Genomic DNA, 14,195 nt, shown 5'->3' with positions numbered 1-14,195 from the left:
GAATACTCGAAGTTGGACCTGTAGCTTGCTTGGACTTGTTCCGGAAGAACATTGGTTGTCTTATTTCCTGCGCATTCTGAAGCCGCCGAGTCTTTGCAGGAGCGCTGATTTGGGCGGAGTGTTTACTGAATTTCCAGTCAGGAAGCCAAGCGTAGTCTGCTCCATAATTCTGACACTGTTCTCCCAGGTCCAGGCCCGGGAATCGGCTTCCCCCCGGGAGGCAAGGCGGACACGGAGCGCAGGGTCCTGAATCAGCCGGATGACATCCTCGGCAATCCGGTTCTCGTACCGGTAGGACAGCAGGCAGTTCTCTTCGTGGCGGGCATATTCCAGATTCCCTCCCGAGTATACGGACACAAGCGCAGCACCGCAGCGCATGGCCTCAAGGCCCGGCAAAGATCCGGTGTCAAAAATACTGGAGCTGACAAAAATATCAGCCCCGTTATAGTGATAGCAGAGTTCATCATCATTCAGGGGAGTGAAAAAGCGGTATTTGCCGCTGGCCTTCATTTTTTGCAGCGAATCCGAACTGTAGAACTCATCCGGCGGACTGATGAAATTGATATTTACCCCCGGGACATTATGCTTCACGATATCAAGCTGCTTCACCAGATAATCCTGTTCACGGTGCCAGGAGAAGCCGTTCTCCACTTTGCGCAGGATGGCGGTAATGTTCAGCGGCTCCTGAAGCTTGTGGCGGATATGCATATTTTGAAAAGAGGAGCTGATCCCTACAGGCACAATGCTTCCGCTAATTCCGTGACCAAGCTCAATTAACTCCTGCTGCCACTGGGACAGAACAATCAGCTTATCGGTGGTATGATAGGAGGGAAAGGATACCTCATTCTGCGGCAGAAACAGCGGTTCGTAACAGAGGGACAGGCGGATATGGATGCCCTTGCCATTCTGGCTTGCAGCCTGTGATACCGGAACCGTTGTATAGAAATTCGAAACGATAATATCGCTGACCGGGAAATCGGATTCACGGAGCAGCGTATAATCGGTAAACAGCAGAGTGGAATGGACTTCATAAGAGACATCGCCTCCAAGCGGCATGAGGATCACGACCTGGTGCCCTCTGGCAGTAAGACCATTCGTGAGCTCCACGAGCATGCGTTGTGCCCCGCCATGGCATAGGGTAAGTATGGGGAAAGTGAATCTCATGTATGATCCCTTCCTTTCTGGCTCGAGAATCGCTTGCGAACCTGCGGTATGTATACTATTTTATTCAGCAGTTAGCGAAAAGTACCGGATATACGGCGTTTTTGCAGCAAATGGGGGTTATGGAGTGAGGCTCAGGAAAGGAGGGCTACAGCTGGAGTATATAAAAAATACTGGCCGGTACAGCAGAGGAATCACCCCTGACATACCGGCCGGATTGTAGCGCTGCCAAAGTTACTGCAGGAGGATGAAGCATATCTCCTGAACTGGCAGCTTATGATTAGTGGCGCAGATTGCGCAGCAGGGTAACAGTGTCCTTAATATCTATGCCAGTTACTTCTTCCAGCGAAACGTCGATCATCGGCTTGTGTGCCTCCAGCTTGTTCAGGAACTCTGTGGTGTGGAACAGCCCTTGCCCTGAAGCGCCATGGCGGATCCGGGTTCCGTCCTTATAGATATCCTTGAGATGGGCCAGAATGATCCGGTCGCCGAACAGGCTGAATGCACTGTCTACGATCTCATCCTGCAGATGCACCTCTTCACCAATCAGGTTGCAAGGGTCCAGTACCACACCGATGGAGCTGGAAGGAACCTCGTCGAGGATACGGCGCATTTTGGCCGGAGAGGACAGCGTATGGGTGCAGACTCCTTCAAGTGCCAGGAACACCCCCCATTTCTCGGCTTCCTCTGCCAGTTCCTCGACCGTTGCCTTGAGGGCATCCCAGCCGATTTCTTCATACCGGTAAGGATCGAATTCCTGAAAAGTCGTCAACGCGCCGGTCTCTGTAGCGACCATAGGTGCACCGAACTGGCGGGCATAACGCAAATGCTCCTTGAAACGGTCAATCTCTACCCGCCGGATGGCAGGATCGGGATGAATCGGGTTGATATAGCAGCCAAGTACGCCAATGCGGATGCCGGCTTTGTCGAACTGCTCACCGATATAGGAGGCCAGGCCGGGGCTGAGCTTGCCGGGAGACAGGTCGATATCCTGAATGGCTTTGGCCAGGGCGAGCTGTACGAAGTCAATATTGTAGGTCTGCAGCGTAGCGGTCAATTCTCTAAGCGGCAGGCAGCCCGCTGTATGTGCCAAGGTTCCGTAACGAATGAATAACATCTCCTTTGGAATTCTATGGATTTATATTTATAATATTAAATGCGCTTACAGTGACATGCAATGATAAAGAAGTTTATGAGAAACAGGAGGAACCGATGAATGAATGCTATTGAGCAACGCAAACACGAGCTTGAGAATTGCCGTCCAGAGCCTACACTGGACCCCGAAACGATTGACGAATTCTGGAATGATCTGCTCGCCGAAGATGAGGAACTGCCGCTGGATGTTACCATAATCCCTGAAGAAACTCCCTATCCGGGCATGGAGGTTAGCAAAGTAAGCTATACAGGTTATGGGGAAACGACCATCCATGCCTGGTACATCCGGCCTGCTGCTGACACAATTGAGCGGGGAGATCTGCCGTGTATTGTTACGTTTCCCGGTTACACCGGCGACCGGGGATATCCGGAACGGTATGCTCACTTTCTAATGCTTGGCTATGCTGTACTCGCCGTGGATGTGCGTGGACAACTGGGAGAGACCGGCAATCTGCTGCCGCAGGAAGAAGGGATAGTCAGAGGCTGGATCACCCAGGGGCTGCTGGAGAAGGAACGTTCCTATTATGTGGCTGTAGCGATAGATACGGTTCGTGCCATAGAGACCGCAGCACAGCTGCCGGGTGTTGATCCCGAGCGCATTGCCATCACCGGGGGGAGCCAGGGAGGCGGGATTGCGCTGTTGGCCGGGGCACTGAGCCGCCGGGTTGCTGCAGTGGCTGCAGACATACCGAATCTCTGCCGCCTGGACTTCGGGGTGCTGAATTCAACCAGCTCACTCACAGAGATTGCCGATTATCTGAAGCGCTATCCGGAGCATCTGGAGCGGGTGCTGCAGAACCTGGCGTATTTCGACATTGTTAATCTGGCGCACCGGTTCACCGTCCCTATTCTGATGTCCGCAGGCTGGAAGGATACTGTGTGCATGCCGGAGACCATCTATGCTGCCTATAACCGAATTGAGTCACCCAAGCAGATGATGGATTATCCGTTCTCCGGGCATGAGGTCAGCGAATATCAGCGCAGGCAGACGGTACTCTTTTTCCGGGAGCATCTGGGTTAAAAGATTAATTACCGGAAGGCTGATTAGCGGCGGGTGTTTGGTGTAAAGGTTATAATGAAGGTGCTAAGCTGTCAGAATGCGAAGGCAGCCTAAGGAATGGGAGGGAATGGCAGATGAATAAGGATGGAGACAAGCTTCCCGCGGAACTGGTCGTGGAGAATTTCGAATACAGCCAGAAGAATGAGCAGCTGGTGAAGAAGAGCTTCTGGAGCAAAACAAGGAAAGCGGCGGGCAAAATCCCGTTTACCAAAGAAGCGGTTGCCATGTATTACTGCGCCATTGATGCCAAAACTCCTTTATGGGCCAAAGGCATAGCATTCGGTGCGCTGGCCTATTTCATTTCACCCATTGACGCGATTCCCGATGCGCTGATCGGACTCGGTTTCACGGATGATGCAGCGGTCATTGCCGCAGGCATCCGGGCGATTGCCGGTCAGGTGAAGGAGGAGCATAAACAGAAGGCCGAGAATTTTTTTGAACAACCGTGAGGTGTAACGGTACAAAAAAAGTGCAGCGGGTTGCTGCACCGGATTCATTATGCTTCTTCCTCTAAATGTCCATTTCCAAGAGGGCAGCGGTCTGCGGATTGCTGCTTCGCCTGGTATTCTGTGCCCCAATCCCTCATCAGCTTAATGATCGGAATCAGCGTCCGGCCAAATTCGGTCAGCGAATATTCAACCTTCGGCGGAACCTGATGATACACCTCGCGGTGAACCACGCCATCCTCCTCCAGTTCACGGAGCTGAAGTGTCAGCATACGCTGCGTGATGCCGGGACAGATCCGGCGGAACTCGTTGAAGCGTTTCGTTGAATCCATCATATGGTATAAAAGCACACCCTTCCACTTGCCTCCGATGACATCGAGGGTGAATTCAACAGGACAAGCGGCGCCCTGGCCGTCCGGACAAGCTCCGAAACCGCCTTTACGGTCACGCATAACCGAACACTCCTTAAGTATCATTTTGTATACTACATAACAAAAATGTGCGTACTTCACGAATGGTTATCTATCCAATACTATAAGCATGTGAGCAGGATAACGTCAATTCCAAACCTGAAGGATACACAGAAAGGGAGTATGTGAAATGGATACTACAGTAAAAGAAACCGCAACAACCAAGCAGGAAATTCTGGCCGCCTATGCATACAGACACGCTACCAAGGTATTCGACAGCAGCAGAAAGATCAGCGAAGAGGATTTCGGGTTCATCCTGGAAACAGGCCGCCTGTCACCGAGCTCCTTCGGCTTCGAGCCCTGGAAATTCGTTATTGTCCAGAGTATGGACATCCGTGAGAAGCTGCTTCCTTATGCCTGGGGTGCACAGAAGCAGCTGCCGACAGCAAGCCATTTCATGCTGATTCTCGCAAGACTGCCGCGTGATATGGCTGCGGGTTCAGAGTATATTCAGGGTATGATGCAGGATGTGCAGAGTCTGCCGCCGGAGGTTGCCGAGGGTAAGCGGAAGGTCTATGATATGTTCCTGAAATCCGATTTCGGACTGGAAGGCAATGAGCGGGCGATGTTTGAATGGGGTGCACGGCAGACCTATCTGGCTCTGGGGAATATGATGACTGCTGCAGCGCAGATTGGCATCGACTCTTGTCCGATTGAAGGCTTCGACAAGGCAAAGATCGAGCAGGTGCTTACAGAGGAAGGGATAATGGACCCGGCACATTTCGGAATTGCCTGCATGGCGGCCTTTGGTTACCGGGTTAATGAGCCGCGCGGCAAAACCCGTCAAACGGCCGGTCAGGTGGTTCAGTGGGTCTAAACGCAGCCGCGTCAGCAATTTAGGCGAAGTGTGAGCCAATTAAAAACAGATGCCATCCTTATAAGGGCGGCATCTGTTTTTTTGACGAGTTATGAAAATACATAGAAGCTTCGAAAAAAGTTTGAAAACTTGCTGAAAATTCTGCTACTCTTAATAAGTCAGCTTGTTACTTGTAACAGGCTGCTTGTGACCGCCATTTCAAGATTGAAGGGATTCCTGCAATATGAAAATCATCCGCGTTATCGCTGAAGTCTGCTTGCTGTATGTGTTCTTCCTGGCAGGAGATTACTTGCAAAAGCTGCTGCATCTGCCGGTTCCGGGCAGTATCGTAGGGCTATTGCTGCTATTCGCCCTGCTGCTGCTCAAGATTGTTCCGGTGAAGCTGATCGAGAACGGCTCATCCTTTATTCTGGCTTATCTTCCCATGTTCTTCATCCCGGCAACCGCAGGCATTATGAACCATCTGGATATCTTCAGCGGAAGAGGGCTTCTCCTGATTGGCATTCTGGTGGTCAGCAGTGTACTGACCATGGTCGTCACGGCACATTCCAGCCAGTGGATTGCCAGCCGCAGCGCCAAAAGGCTGATACGCCGGACGTATCGTGCCCGCAGCCTGCAAGGGAAGGGGAAGGAAGCATGAGAATTCTGCTGGCCGTTGGTTTTGTCCTGATGAATGTTCTCATCTATCTCTTCATGTCCATGTTATACAAGCGCTACCGTCTTCCTGTCCTGCTGCCGGCACTGACCGCAACGTTCACTGTAGTCGTGCTGCTCATGGGCTTCCATATCTCTTATGAGACTTATATGATCGGCGGCAACTGGATTAACCGTCTGCTTGGACCTGCGGTTGTATCCCTGGCCTATCCGCTGTACAAACAGCGTCACGTGCTATGGAAGAATCTCCCGGCCGTTCTTGGCGGAACGGTGACCGGACTGCTCGTCGGAATGTTCAGCGGTCTGCTGCTGGCAGCCGGACTCGGCTTCTCCAAGCTGTATGTGCTCTCCATCCTGCCCAAATCAATCACAACCGCTGTAGCCATCCAGATCTCCAGCAATCTGGGCGGAGATTCCTCGCTTACCTCCGTATTCGTAATGATCGCCGGATTCACGGGGGCCATCGGCGGGCCGTATATTATTAAGCTGTTCAGAATCCGCGGCGAGTCCGGCATCGGCATCGGCCTGGGAACAGCTTCCCACGCCCTTGGCACAGCCAAAGCCCTGGAGTACGGTGAGCAGTCGGTGTCCATGAGCTCGGTGGCCATGACGGTATGCGCCATTGTCGGCTCCATTGCCGGACCGTTCGTTGCCTGGATCATGTACCATTAATGCAGCGTATTACCCGTTGACACGCAGCCGGATAACATTCCACGAAGCTGCCGGAAGCAGGGCGCTTACCCGTCCGCCGTCAGCGGCCGCTGTTCCGCGGTTATGCGGGAGCACATTCGCCGGGTTCGAGCGGGTGTTCGCCGCTTGGAGATCCTCATGCTCAAGGATGGTATGCTGAATCACCTCAACGGCACCGAAGCTGCGCAGATCGACTGTCAGCTCCATGCCTTCGCCCAGATGACGGTTGACAGCAAATACGGTAACCTCGTTCACCTCTTCGTTAAATACACTGACCGCTTCCAGATAGGGGACGTCGGTGAAATCCCGGGAATCATATTTCGAACTGGTAATCAACGGGTGCAGCACCGTTCCCCGGCCATAGATTGAAGCGTGCATGTAAGGATAATACGTGGTCTGCAGCCAGAGGGGCCCCCCGTTCTCAGTCATAATAGGGGCAATGACATTGATCAGCTGGGCAATGCAGGCCATCTTCACCCGGTCCGCATGCTTCAGCAGGCTGATCAGGCAGCAGCCTACCACAAGTGCATCCTCAAGATTATAGACATCCTCGAACTCCGGCGGGGCAATTTCCCAATGCTGCTGCGCGCGGCTGGTCCCCTGCGTTTTCCACACATTCCATTCGTCCAGAGACAGATAAATCTTTTTCTTGCTTTTCTTCTTAGCCTTGATATAATCACATACTGCTGCTACGCTGTCGATGAACTGGTCCATATCGAGTGAGCTGGCCAGGAAATTCGCTGTATCGCCATTATTATTATTGTAGTAGGTATGCAGGGAGAGGAAATCTACGTTGTCGTAGGTGAGATCCAGTACAGTAGCTTCCCATTCGGCAAAAGTGCTCATGCTGCTGCCCGAGCTGCCGCAGGCGACAAGCTCAAGAGTAGGGTCAACCCAGCGCATGGCTTTGGCGGTTTCATTCGCTAGTCTGCCGTATTCCACGGCCGTTTTGGCTCCGATCTGCCACGGGCCGTCCATTTCATTGCCCAGGCACCAGGTGCGGAAATTGTGCGGAGCCTGATACCCGTGGGAGATCCGCAGATCGCTCCAGTAGGAACCGGAAGGGTGGTTGCAATATTCCACGAGATTCCTTGCGGCATCGATCCCGCGGGTGCCCAGATTGACCGCCATCATGACCTCTGAACCGGCCAGCTTGGCCCAATCGGCAAATTCATTGGTACCCATCTGGTTCGTCTCTGTAGTCCACCAGGCTAATTCAAGAGAGCGCTTACGGCTCTCCTTGGGACCTACGCCGTCTTCCCAGTTATAGCCCGAGACAAAGTTACCTCCGGGATAGCGGATGATCGGCACGCGGAGAGCCCGGATGGCCTGCAGGGCATCACCCCGAAAACCGTTAGCGTCTGCGGTTGGATGTCCCGGCTCATATATTCCGCCATAAACGGCCCGGCCCAGATGCTCGATGAATGATCCGTACAGTCTCGGGTCTACCTCGGCCAGCTTGAAGTCCTTGTCGACAATCATCTTGGATTGAATGCTCATTGTGTTAAGCTCCTTTTGTAGTGAAGTCATATTACGATTAATGAAAATATTAATCTAGTATCCTGAATTATGATTACATCATACGGATTACAGCGTATACTAAGCAATAAAAATATTTAGGATTAATAAAAATGCTAATTCAAAGAGTGCGGAGGTTAGAGGATGTATTTAACAACGGATTCCGAATCGCTGAAGGTATATGAAGCATTAGCCAGTGAAGTGCGGCTGCGGATTATTGATCTGCTCAGCGCGCGGGAGATGCATATCAAGGAAATCGCTGCCCGGCTGTATCTAAGCAGCGCCATTGTCAGCTCCCATGTAGCCAAGCTCCAAAAGGCAGGCATCGTCAGCTCCCAAATGAAGCGGATTGATGGCGGCACGTATAAATACTGCTCGCTCTCCGCTAATTTTCTGCAGATTAAATTGTCCGGTGCCAAAGGCATTGCCCGGAAGGTGGTTGAGGTCTCCGTGCCGGTGGGGCATTATACCGATCTTCAGGCTTCACCGACCTGTGGCATTGCCACCACCGAGAAGCTGATCGGATATTATGATGATCCGCGTTATTTCCTGGACCCGGAGCGGGTCGATGCCGGAATTCTCTGGTTCGCCAAAGGCTATGCCGAATATAAGGTGCCGAACTATCTGTTCATGGACCAGACGGTACAGGAGATTGAGATTTCGATGGAGGTCGGCTCGGAAGCACCGCATGTCAATGAGAAGTGGCCATCAGATATTGCGTTTACGATGAATGGAATTCCGCTTGGCAAATGGACCAGTCCCGGGGATTTCGGTGTGCAGCGGGGAAGGCTGACTCCGGCCTGGTGGAATTCCGATGTGAACCAGTATGGCCTGCTGAAGGTGCTGAGGATTAACGCAGGAGGAACTTACATAGACGGCCAGCAGATTTCTGCAGTCACCATTGATGAAGTAGGCTGGCAGCAGGACCAGTGGAGCTTCAGGTTAACTGCAGAAGACACCACCCGAAGGCGGGGCGGCTTAACCTTGTTCGGACGCGGCTTCGGGAATTACGAGCAGGATATTGTTTTTCGCGTGTATTACGAATAGTGAAACTGTATGGATGAAGAGTATGCTGAGTGATAAAATATCTTGCCCGCCGCAAAGAGCTTATTTATTGTTAAATAATGGTCTTTGCGAAGCTTTTTACAGGGGATGTGTGCGGGTTTGAGACAATTGCTCTACGGCTGTATTGCCGTACTTGTTCTGGCAGGAATTATTGCTTACGGCTTCCTGAGTGCACCCAAGGTGATCCGGCTGGACCGGGAAATGCAGGTGACCGCCTATAAGCTGCAGGATGCGGATTATGCGAAGACAGTAACTGTAACACTGAAAGGTGCTTATGCCGAAAAAACCCGGTCCTACACCGGCAAGCTTGCTGTTAACGGGGTTCAGTACGAAAACTGTGAGTTGAATCCGGAGCTGGGGTTCATGTTCTGTGCGCTGGAGGGCGCGCGGGGTGAAATTAAAGTATTGGGTCAGGTATTTGCAGATTCCGGCAGTAAGATATGGAGTCTTGCCCTGCAGAAGGGGGAGAAGGCTCCCGGTTATGCTAGTAACAGCTTCTACTATGCAATTTACGGGGAAGATGATCCTGGTGATGACAGCATTATTCTCACCTATCCGGCAGCAGACAGGGACGCGGCGATTCAGCAGTATGATTCCCTGCAATCAGTCTGGCAGGATCAGTGGGAGCGCCGGGTGAAATAACCTCCAGCAATAAATGTTTGCAAAACAGGTCAACGGGTAACTATAACTAAGTAATCCAAAACCTGCACAGCTTGCATAAGGAGGAGTTCAGATGCCAGATCATATCGAGAATGAAGCAGACATCCGCAACAAAGAGAATAAAGACGGTGATTCACTCGCGGAACGCAAAAAGATGGAAAACGGTGTAGACATTGAACCGGAAGCCGATGACTGGGTCGCCAAACCGGCCGAATCCGCTCATCCCGACCCGCTTCCGAAGAATTAGAGCGTCAAATACATTGCGCATGGATGCAGCAGACTGTTCCTAAGGGACAGTCTTTTTTCACATAGGCCGGACGCTCTCCCTACGAGGAGGGTATCCGGTTTTTGATTGTTTGCGCTTGTGTACATGGGCATATTGAGCTTGGTTTAGTAAATACTGTATACTATAGGGAAGTACAACCTCATCACGTCTTGATTCTCCAGATCATCGCAGGTTCACAGGTCTCAGGCAATTCAAATTGCAGGGAGGAAACCTAGTATGCGTAGTCGGAACGAGAACGGCCGGTATCGGCAAAAGCGCGGTGATGCCCTGACAGGCAACCTCGAGAAGAAGTACGGATCGAGCTTCGGTGTGCGAAGCGACATGAAGCTGGAAACGCTGAGAAGCCAGCGTGAGGAAGGTCCGCCCTTAATGCAGATGCAGAGAGAACAGCAGCACAAGGAATGAACCCTGAAGGCGAGTGCGGGCGTTATTCGGCCCTAAATCATTAAATCCTATAAATGGCTGCAGTTCCTAACCGGAACCCTGCAGCTTTTTCTTTGTATAGGAAATTACGATATTCGTCAGTTGTGGATAAGCTTCTCTGGAAATTGGAGCAGGTCCGTCTGAAGGACGAATGTGTTCTTGTATCCGGAATTCCACAGAATACCCGGAAGTCGGAGGCTTGGAAAATTAAAGGGATAAATCCCTCTGATTCCGCCAAAAGTGGGCGGTGGGAGGAAATTAAAGGGATAAATCCCTCTGAATCAGCTGAAAGTGGGCGGCAGGCAGGAAATTAAAGGGATAAATCCCTCTGATTCCGGCGAAAGCGGGCGGTAGGAGGAAATTAAAGGGATAAATCCCTCTGAATCAGCTGAAAGTGGGCGGCAGGAGGAAATTAAAGGGATAAATCCCTCTGAATCCGCCAAAAGTGGGCGGCAGGCGGGAATGAGGGGCAAAAGTGCCCCTGATTTTACCGGAGGCTGCCCCAAACAAAGCATTCAGAATAGAGCAATGTGAGATGGCTTAAAATCTACATCTGCTGCACAGGCTGCATAGCTCGGGCTGATTCACCCGTTAGGGTGATTTTGTTCTTCTTTGTGAGGACCGCCAGAAATTACCGTCATAACCTCCGTTTCGCGGAGGCATACTAGCTTCCATTAGTGAAATACTGGGGCTGGAGGCGGGAGCGAACACGATGACAACGGTACTCTTGCAAGATAGTTATAATGCACTGGCAGCTGTAAGCCCGTATTTGTTCTATTTCACCGTATATTCTTTCCTCGGCTGGGTGCTTGAAGGCAGTTATAACCTCTACAGCGCAGGCACCTTCCGCAAAGAAGGCTTCTTGAAGGGGCCGTTCAAACCCATGTACGGCTGTGCGCCGCTGCTGCTGCTGACGGGACAGAGTATTGGGCTTCCGCTTCCTATATTCCTGATGCTTGCCCTGATTGTTCCATCGGCTGTTGAGTTTGTCAGCGGCTGGCTGCTCAAGGGTGTTTTTCGTAAGCAGTGGTGGGATTATACGGGAATGCCATATCAGCTGCATGGACATATCTGCCTGAAATTCTCGCTGTATTGGTGGGGGTTGTCTATTGCCTGTATCTACGGTTTGCAGCCGCTGGTCCATTTCCTGTATCTGCATGTTGAGCGGGTATGGACACCTGTGATTCCGCTGGCCCTGCTGCTATTCTCGGCAGATCTGCTGTGGACTTTCCGTACCCGACGGCGCGGGCTGAGGGAGCTGGATTCTACGGAGCAGCTGGAGCTTGGTGAGGGATGAATGTCCCACAGCAGTAAAAAACTGAAGATGGCGTTTACGAGCAATAACATAGAGCAGCGATCCTCCTATAACAGGAGAATCGCTGCTTTCTGCATTTATGAGGCCGCCTTCAGTTGATTGAGCGGGTTGCGATTGCTTAAGCGTTAATTTACACAATGCCCTTGAATCATTAACACCAGGTCATCAAAACTATATTGATGGTTCACCATATCAACTGTAAAGTCTTCAGATAATTTCTGCTCCATCTTGAATCTCAAACCATTGTAGCGTAAAAAAATGACAAGAGCAGTAAACGCCGTACGTTTATTCGCATTATGAAACGGATGGTTTTGACCAAGCGATTCGAACAGGGCGGCTGCTTTCTCAAAAATAGTAGGATAAGCATCGTCACCGAATGCGGATGATTGAGAACGAAGAACTGCAGATTCCAACAAGCCGGGATTCTTTACTCCTATCTGCTCTCCAGTACTATATCTCTGTATCATTGCAACATTAATAGCTATAACTTCCTGTATGGTCAAATAACGGATTTCATTCATCTATCCTTTAGTCCTTTTAAAGTTTCATCATATTCATTTATAACATCCGATAGGCAATCCATGAAATCCTCACTAATTCCGGCAGGCAATGTGACTTTAGTTGATTTTCTGATAATAATCTCACCGCTGGAGGGGTGTACATCAATTTGAACAGTATCACCCAAATCCAGGCCGATTTGTTTTAAAGCTTCGGTCATGGTTATTCCCAGACTATTACCGAATTTAGTAACTTTCCGTTCCATTTCAATCACCCTATTCATTTCTATTTCCTCCTTATCATACTATTCAACTGTTATAACAATTATACATTAGGCTTTCTACTTAAGAAATATTTTTATCCGAAAATATAGGAAGTGGACTGCGTTATGGATCTGTTCGGATGACGCTCAGACAAGGAATATCTTACAACCGTGTCAAATATAGAGGTATACGGGTTGCCCAATATACCCCGGAGCGGGAGGGAATATGAAGAGATTCAAGAAATACTATCCGGCTATTATCGTACTGGAAACGCTGATTATAGTTTTACTCGCAGGGTTATGGATACGGGAAATCAATAAGCCAGTCCCTCTGGCCAGGGATCAGCGTAACTTGATTACGCATTTTGATCAGCTGGATTTGGACAGAATTAGAGAAATGATACATAGATTTAAGGAAGGCAAAGGAGACAATCTTACCATGCTTGAGTGGGGCACCGACAGCGGACCGTATATTCATGATTTCTATGATGATGGCAGAGAGCTGCACTGGACGGTGGACAGCACCCGGGACTGGGCCGGATACAACGGGAAAATCGAATATGTCTGCCGGGAGATCCAGCTTACGGAGGTCGAAGAATTCTACAAGGTAGAATTGTCTGATTGTCAGAATCAGCCGGAAGACTTCAAGGTTAATCCGGTTTCTTTTCGCAAGGATGAGCTTTAGGCCGGAATGAAGGGTTATAATAAAATGCTAAATCAATCTTAGGAGGAATCTTCATGCCAATGTCTGAATATTACCGGGAGCTGCGCGGCAAGACCGGCAACGGGTTATTAATGATGCCGTCAGTAGCGGCGGTAGTGCGGGATGAACAAGGCAGAATTCTGCTGATCCGCAAGAAAGATGAGACGCTGTGGGGGCTGCCCGCAGGGGCGGTCGAGCCTGGAGAAACACCATCCAGAGCGCTCCGCAGAGAGGTGTTTGAAGAGACGGGCCTGATGGTTACACCTGAACAGATCCTCGGCGTATTTGGCGGCGGGAAATACAGATATGAATATATAAATGGTGATCAGGTGGAGTACACGGTGATTGTGTTTGAATGCGTCATCGTCAAAGGACATCTGAGAAGTGTGGACGGGGAGGCGGAAGAACTGGAGTTCTTCAAGGAAGATGAACTGCCTGAGTTAGCCATCCCGTATCCCCCGAAGCTGTTTGTGAGCGATGCCTCTGATACACGGAAAGTTATTTTTGAGTAGAGCACTGCCATTTAAGCAAAATGAAGATATTGTTCCCATAGGATTCAGCAGTTTCAATACGAAGGAGTAATTCCATTGCATAATCCGGTAATAAGATCCAAACTGTTTTACTGCGGCGCAGTACTGCTCGCTGTTATGCTGGGCCTTGGGACCAGGGTATATGGTGACCAGCTGCCGCGCTTTGTCAGCGGACACTTTGGGGATGCGATCTGGGCAGGGATGATCTACCTTGCCTTCCGGGTGCTGTTGACCCGGTATCCGCTAAGATTGTCGCTTATACTCAGCCTGTGCTTCAGCTTCGGGATTGAGTTCAGCCAGCTCTATCAGGCGGAATGGATTATACATGTACGCTCGACTACAGCAGGCGGACTGATTCTGGGCCAGGGCTTCCTCTGGATTGATCTGGTCCGGTATACGGCCGGAATTCTGTTCTGCTATGTAATTGACCAAATCTTACAAAATTGATTCTGGAATATACAGGAGGAAGAATATATATTAAG

19 protein-coding genes are annotated in these 14,195 nt (G+C 50.6%); 13 read left to right on the top strand and 6 right to left on the bottom strand.

Annotated elements, in window-relative coordinates:
* Positions 1 to 60 precede the first annotated feature (60 nt).
* Together MHI42_RS07165 and MHI42_RS07160 are read right to left on the bottom strand one after the other, a co-directional pair.
* Complete coding sequence (locus MHI42_RS07165) at positions 61 to 1,164, bottom strand: glycosyltransferase family 4 protein (protein ID WP_342423304.1); 1,104 nt, start codon at positions 1,162 to 1,164, stop codon at positions 61 to 63.
* A gap of 277 nt (positions 1,165 to 1,441) precedes the next feature.
* A complete protein-coding gene (locus MHI42_RS07160) occupies positions 1,442 to 2,254 on the bottom strand; it encodes a sugar phosphate isomerase/epimerase family protein (protein ID WP_342423303.1) in 813 nt (270 codons plus the stop codon).
* A gap of 123 nt (positions 2,255 to 2,377) precedes the next feature.
* On the opposite strand from MHI42_RS07160, the gene MHI42_RS07155 reads away from it, so the two are divergent.
* Positions 2,378 to 3,337, top strand: coding sequence for an acetylxylan esterase (locus MHI42_RS07155; protein WP_342423302.1), 960 nt, complete (start codon positions 2,378 to 2,380; stop codon positions 3,335 to 3,337).
* 113 nt (positions 3,338 to 3,450) lie between these two features.
* On the top strand, positions 3,451 to 3,825 hold the full coding sequence (locus MHI42_RS07150) for a YkvA family protein (protein ID WP_342423301.1): 375 nt from the start codon (positions 3,451 to 3,453) through the stop codon (positions 3,823 to 3,825).
* A gap of 47 nt (positions 3,826 to 3,872) precedes the next feature.
* On the opposite strand, the gene MHI42_RS07145 is transcribed toward MHI42_RS07150, so the two are convergent.
* A complete protein-coding gene (locus MHI42_RS07145; RefSeq protein WP_342423300.1) occupies positions 3,873 to 4,274 on the bottom strand; it encodes a winged helix-turn-helix transcriptional regulator in 402 nt (133 codons plus the stop codon).
* Between the two features lie 148 nt (positions 4,275 to 4,422).
* Between MHI42_RS07145 and MHI42_RS07140 the strand changes: the two genes are divergently transcribed.
* The 3 genes from MHI42_RS07140 to MHI42_RS07130 all read left to right on the top strand — a co-directional run bounded on the left by MHI42_RS07140 (position 4,423) and on the right by MHI42_RS07130 (position 6,435).
* Positions 4,423 to 5,109: an NAD(P)H-dependent oxidoreductase gene (locus MHI42_RS07140; RefSeq protein WP_342423299.1), complete on the top strand. Its 687-nt coding sequence runs from the start codon at positions 4,423 to 4,425 to the stop codon at positions 5,107 to 5,109.
* A gap of 223 nt (positions 5,110 to 5,332) precedes the next feature.
* Positions 5,333 to 5,749 carry a CidA/LrgA family protein gene (locus MHI42_RS07135; RefSeq protein WP_342423298.1) on the top strand — a complete coding sequence of 139 codons (417 nt, stop codon included), beginning with the start codon at positions 5,333 to 5,335 and terminating at the stop codon, positions 5,747 to 5,749.
* Positions 5,746 to 6,435, top strand: a complete 690-nt coding sequence (locus MHI42_RS07130; protein WP_342423297.1) for an LrgB family protein — start codon at positions 5,746 to 5,748, stop codon at positions 6,433 to 6,435. The genes MHI42_RS07135 and MHI42_RS07130 overlap by 4 nt, the downstream gene beginning before the upstream one ends.
* 9 nt (positions 6,436 to 6,444) lie before the next feature.
* On the opposite strand, the gene MHI42_RS07125 is transcribed toward MHI42_RS07130, so the two are convergent.
* Positions 6,445 to 7,953: an alpha-N-arabinofuranosidase gene (locus tag MHI42_RS07125; RefSeq protein WP_342423296.1), complete on the bottom strand. Its 1,509-nt coding sequence runs from the start codon at positions 7,951 to 7,953 to the stop codon at positions 6,445 to 6,447.
* 162 nt (positions 7,954 to 8,115) lie between these two features.
* Here MHI42_RS07125 and MHI42_RS07120 point away from each other — a divergent pair, with 162 nt between their 5' ends.
* From MHI42_RS07120 to MHI42_RS07100, 5 genes are all read left to right on the top strand, one after another.
* On the top strand, positions 8,116 to 9,018 hold the full coding sequence (locus tag MHI42_RS07120; RefSeq protein ID WP_042136103.1) for an ArsR family transcriptional regulator: 903 nt from the start codon (positions 8,116 to 8,118) through the stop codon (positions 9,016 to 9,018).
* Positions 9,019 to 9,135: 117 nt separating this feature from the next.
* Positions 9,136 to 9,678, top strand: a complete 543-nt coding sequence (locus tag MHI42_RS07115) for a hypothetical protein (protein ID WP_342423295.1) — start codon at positions 9,136 to 9,138, stop codon at positions 9,676 to 9,678.
* 91 nt (positions 9,679 to 9,769) lie between these two features.
* Positions 9,770 to 9,943 carry a hypothetical protein gene (locus tag MHI42_RS07110; protein ID WP_179093583.1) on the top strand — a complete coding sequence of 58 codons (174 nt, stop codon included), beginning with the start codon at positions 9,770 to 9,772 and terminating at the stop codon, positions 9,941 to 9,943.
* Positions 9,944 to 10,198: 255 nt separating this feature from the next.
* Positions 10,199 to 10,387, top strand: coding sequence for a hypothetical protein (locus MHI42_RS07105; protein ID WP_039297241.1), 189 nt, complete (start codon positions 10,199 to 10,201; stop codon positions 10,385 to 10,387).
* A 730-nt stretch (positions 10,388 to 11,117) separates the two neighbouring features.
* Entirely contained in the window at positions 11,118 to 11,702 is a 585-nt protein-coding gene (locus MHI42_RS07100) for a putative ABC transporter permease (protein ID WP_342423294.1), read from the top strand.
* 143 nt (positions 11,703 to 11,845) lie between these two features.
* On the opposite strand, the gene MHI42_RS07095 is transcribed toward MHI42_RS07100, so the two are convergent.
* Positions 11,846 to 12,241 carry a type II toxin-antitoxin system death-on-curing family toxin gene (locus MHI42_RS07095; RefSeq protein ID WP_342423293.1) on the bottom strand — a complete coding sequence of 132 codons (396 nt, stop codon included), beginning with the start codon at positions 12,239 to 12,241 and terminating at the stop codon, positions 11,846 to 11,848.
* Positions 12,238 to 12,501 (bottom strand): AbrB family transcriptional regulator, encoded by a 264-nt coding sequence (locus MHI42_RS07090; RefSeq protein WP_076246637.1) that lies wholly within the window; start codon positions 12,499 to 12,501, stop codon positions 12,238 to 12,240. The genes MHI42_RS07095 and MHI42_RS07090 overlap by 4 nt, the downstream gene beginning before the upstream one ends.
* Before the next feature lie 205 nt (positions 12,502 to 12,706).
* Between MHI42_RS07090 and MHI42_RS07085 the strand changes: the two genes are divergently transcribed.
* From MHI42_RS07085 to MHI42_RS07075, 3 genes are all read left to right on the top strand, one after another.
* Positions 12,707 to 13,165: a hypothetical protein gene (locus tag MHI42_RS07085; protein WP_342423292.1), complete on the top strand. Its 459-nt coding sequence runs from the start codon at positions 12,707 to 12,709 to the stop codon at positions 13,163 to 13,165.
* 53 nt (positions 13,166 to 13,218) lie between these two features.
* On the top strand, positions 13,219 to 13,695 hold the full coding sequence (locus MHI42_RS07080) for an NUDIX domain-containing protein (protein WP_342423291.1): 477 nt from the start codon (positions 13,219 to 13,221) through the stop codon (positions 13,693 to 13,695).
* A 75-nt stretch (positions 13,696 to 13,770) separates the two neighbouring features.
* Positions 13,771 to 14,160: a DUF2809 domain-containing protein gene (locus MHI42_RS07075; RefSeq protein WP_342423290.1), complete on the top strand. Its 390-nt coding sequence runs from the start codon at positions 13,771 to 13,773 to the stop codon at positions 14,158 to 14,160.
* Positions 14,161 to 14,195 lie beyond the last annotated feature (35 nt).

Origin of the sequence: Paenibacillus sp. FSL E2-0178, from assembly GCF_038593005.1 — a bacterium.
Taxonomy (GTDB): Bacteria; Bacillota; Bacilli; order Paenibacillales; family Paenibacillaceae; genus Paenibacillus_AQ; species Paenibacillus_AQ phytohabitans.
Note: the sequence above shows the minus strand (reverse complement) of the source record. Positions and strands in the feature narration are given on the sequence as shown.

Coding starts and splice junctions, on each gene's coding strand:
- MHI42_RS07080 (WP_342423291.1), top strand. CDS start 13,219: ATGCCAATGTCTGAATATTACCGGGAGCTGCGCGGCAAGACCGGCAAC.
- MHI42_RS07135 (WP_342423298.1), top strand. CDS start 5,333: ATGAAAATCATCCGCGTTATCGCTGAAGTCTGCTTGCTGTATGTGTTC.
- MHI42_RS07085 (WP_342423292.1), top strand. CDS start 12,707: ATGAAGAGATTCAAGAAATACTATCCGGCTATTATCGTACTGGAAACG.
- MHI42_RS07130 (WP_342423297.1), top strand. CDS start 5,746: ATGAGAATTCTGCTGGCCGTTGGTTTTGTCCTGATGAATGTTCTCATC.
- MHI42_RS07110 (WP_179093583.1), top strand. CDS start 9,770: ATGCCAGATCATATCGAGAATGAAGCAGACATCCGCAACAAAGAGAAT.
- MHI42_RS07155 (WP_342423302.1), top strand. CDS start 2,378: ATGAATGCTATTGAGCAACGCAAACACGAGCTTGAGAATTGCCGTCCA.
- MHI42_RS07150 (WP_342423301.1), top strand. CDS start 3,451: ATGAATAAGGATGGAGACAAGCTTCCCGCGGAACTGGTCGTGGAGAAT.
- MHI42_RS07090 (WP_076246637.1), bottom strand. CDS start 12,501: ATGAATAGGGTGATTGAAATGGAACGGAAAGTTACTAAATTCGGTAAT.
- MHI42_RS07165 (WP_342423304.1), bottom strand. CDS start 1,164: ATGAGATTCACTTTCCCCATACTTACCCTATGCCATGGCGGGGCACAA.
- MHI42_RS07100 (WP_342423294.1), top strand. CDS start 11,118: ATGACAACGGTACTCTTGCAAGATAGTTATAATGCACTGGCAGCTGTA.
- MHI42_RS07120 (WP_042136103.1), top strand. CDS start 8,116: ATGTATTTAACAACGGATTCCGAATCGCTGAAGGTATATGAAGCATTA.
- MHI42_RS07095 (WP_342423293.1), bottom strand. CDS start 12,241: ATGAATGAAATCCGTTATTTGACCATACAGGAAGTTATAGCTATTAAT.
- MHI42_RS07125 (WP_342423296.1), bottom strand. CDS start 7,953: ATGAGCATTCAATCCAAGATGATTGTCGACAAGGACTTCAAGCTGGCC.
- MHI42_RS07105 (WP_039297241.1), top strand. CDS start 10,199: ATGCGTAGTCGGAACGAGAACGGCCGGTATCGGCAAAAGCGCGGTGAT.
- MHI42_RS07140 (WP_342423299.1), top strand. CDS start 4,423: ATGGATACTACAGTAAAAGAAACCGCAACAACCAAGCAGGAAATTCTG.
- MHI42_RS07145 (WP_342423300.1), bottom strand. CDS start 4,274: ATGCGTGACCGTAAAGGCGGTTTCGGAGCTTGTCCGGACGGCCAGGGC.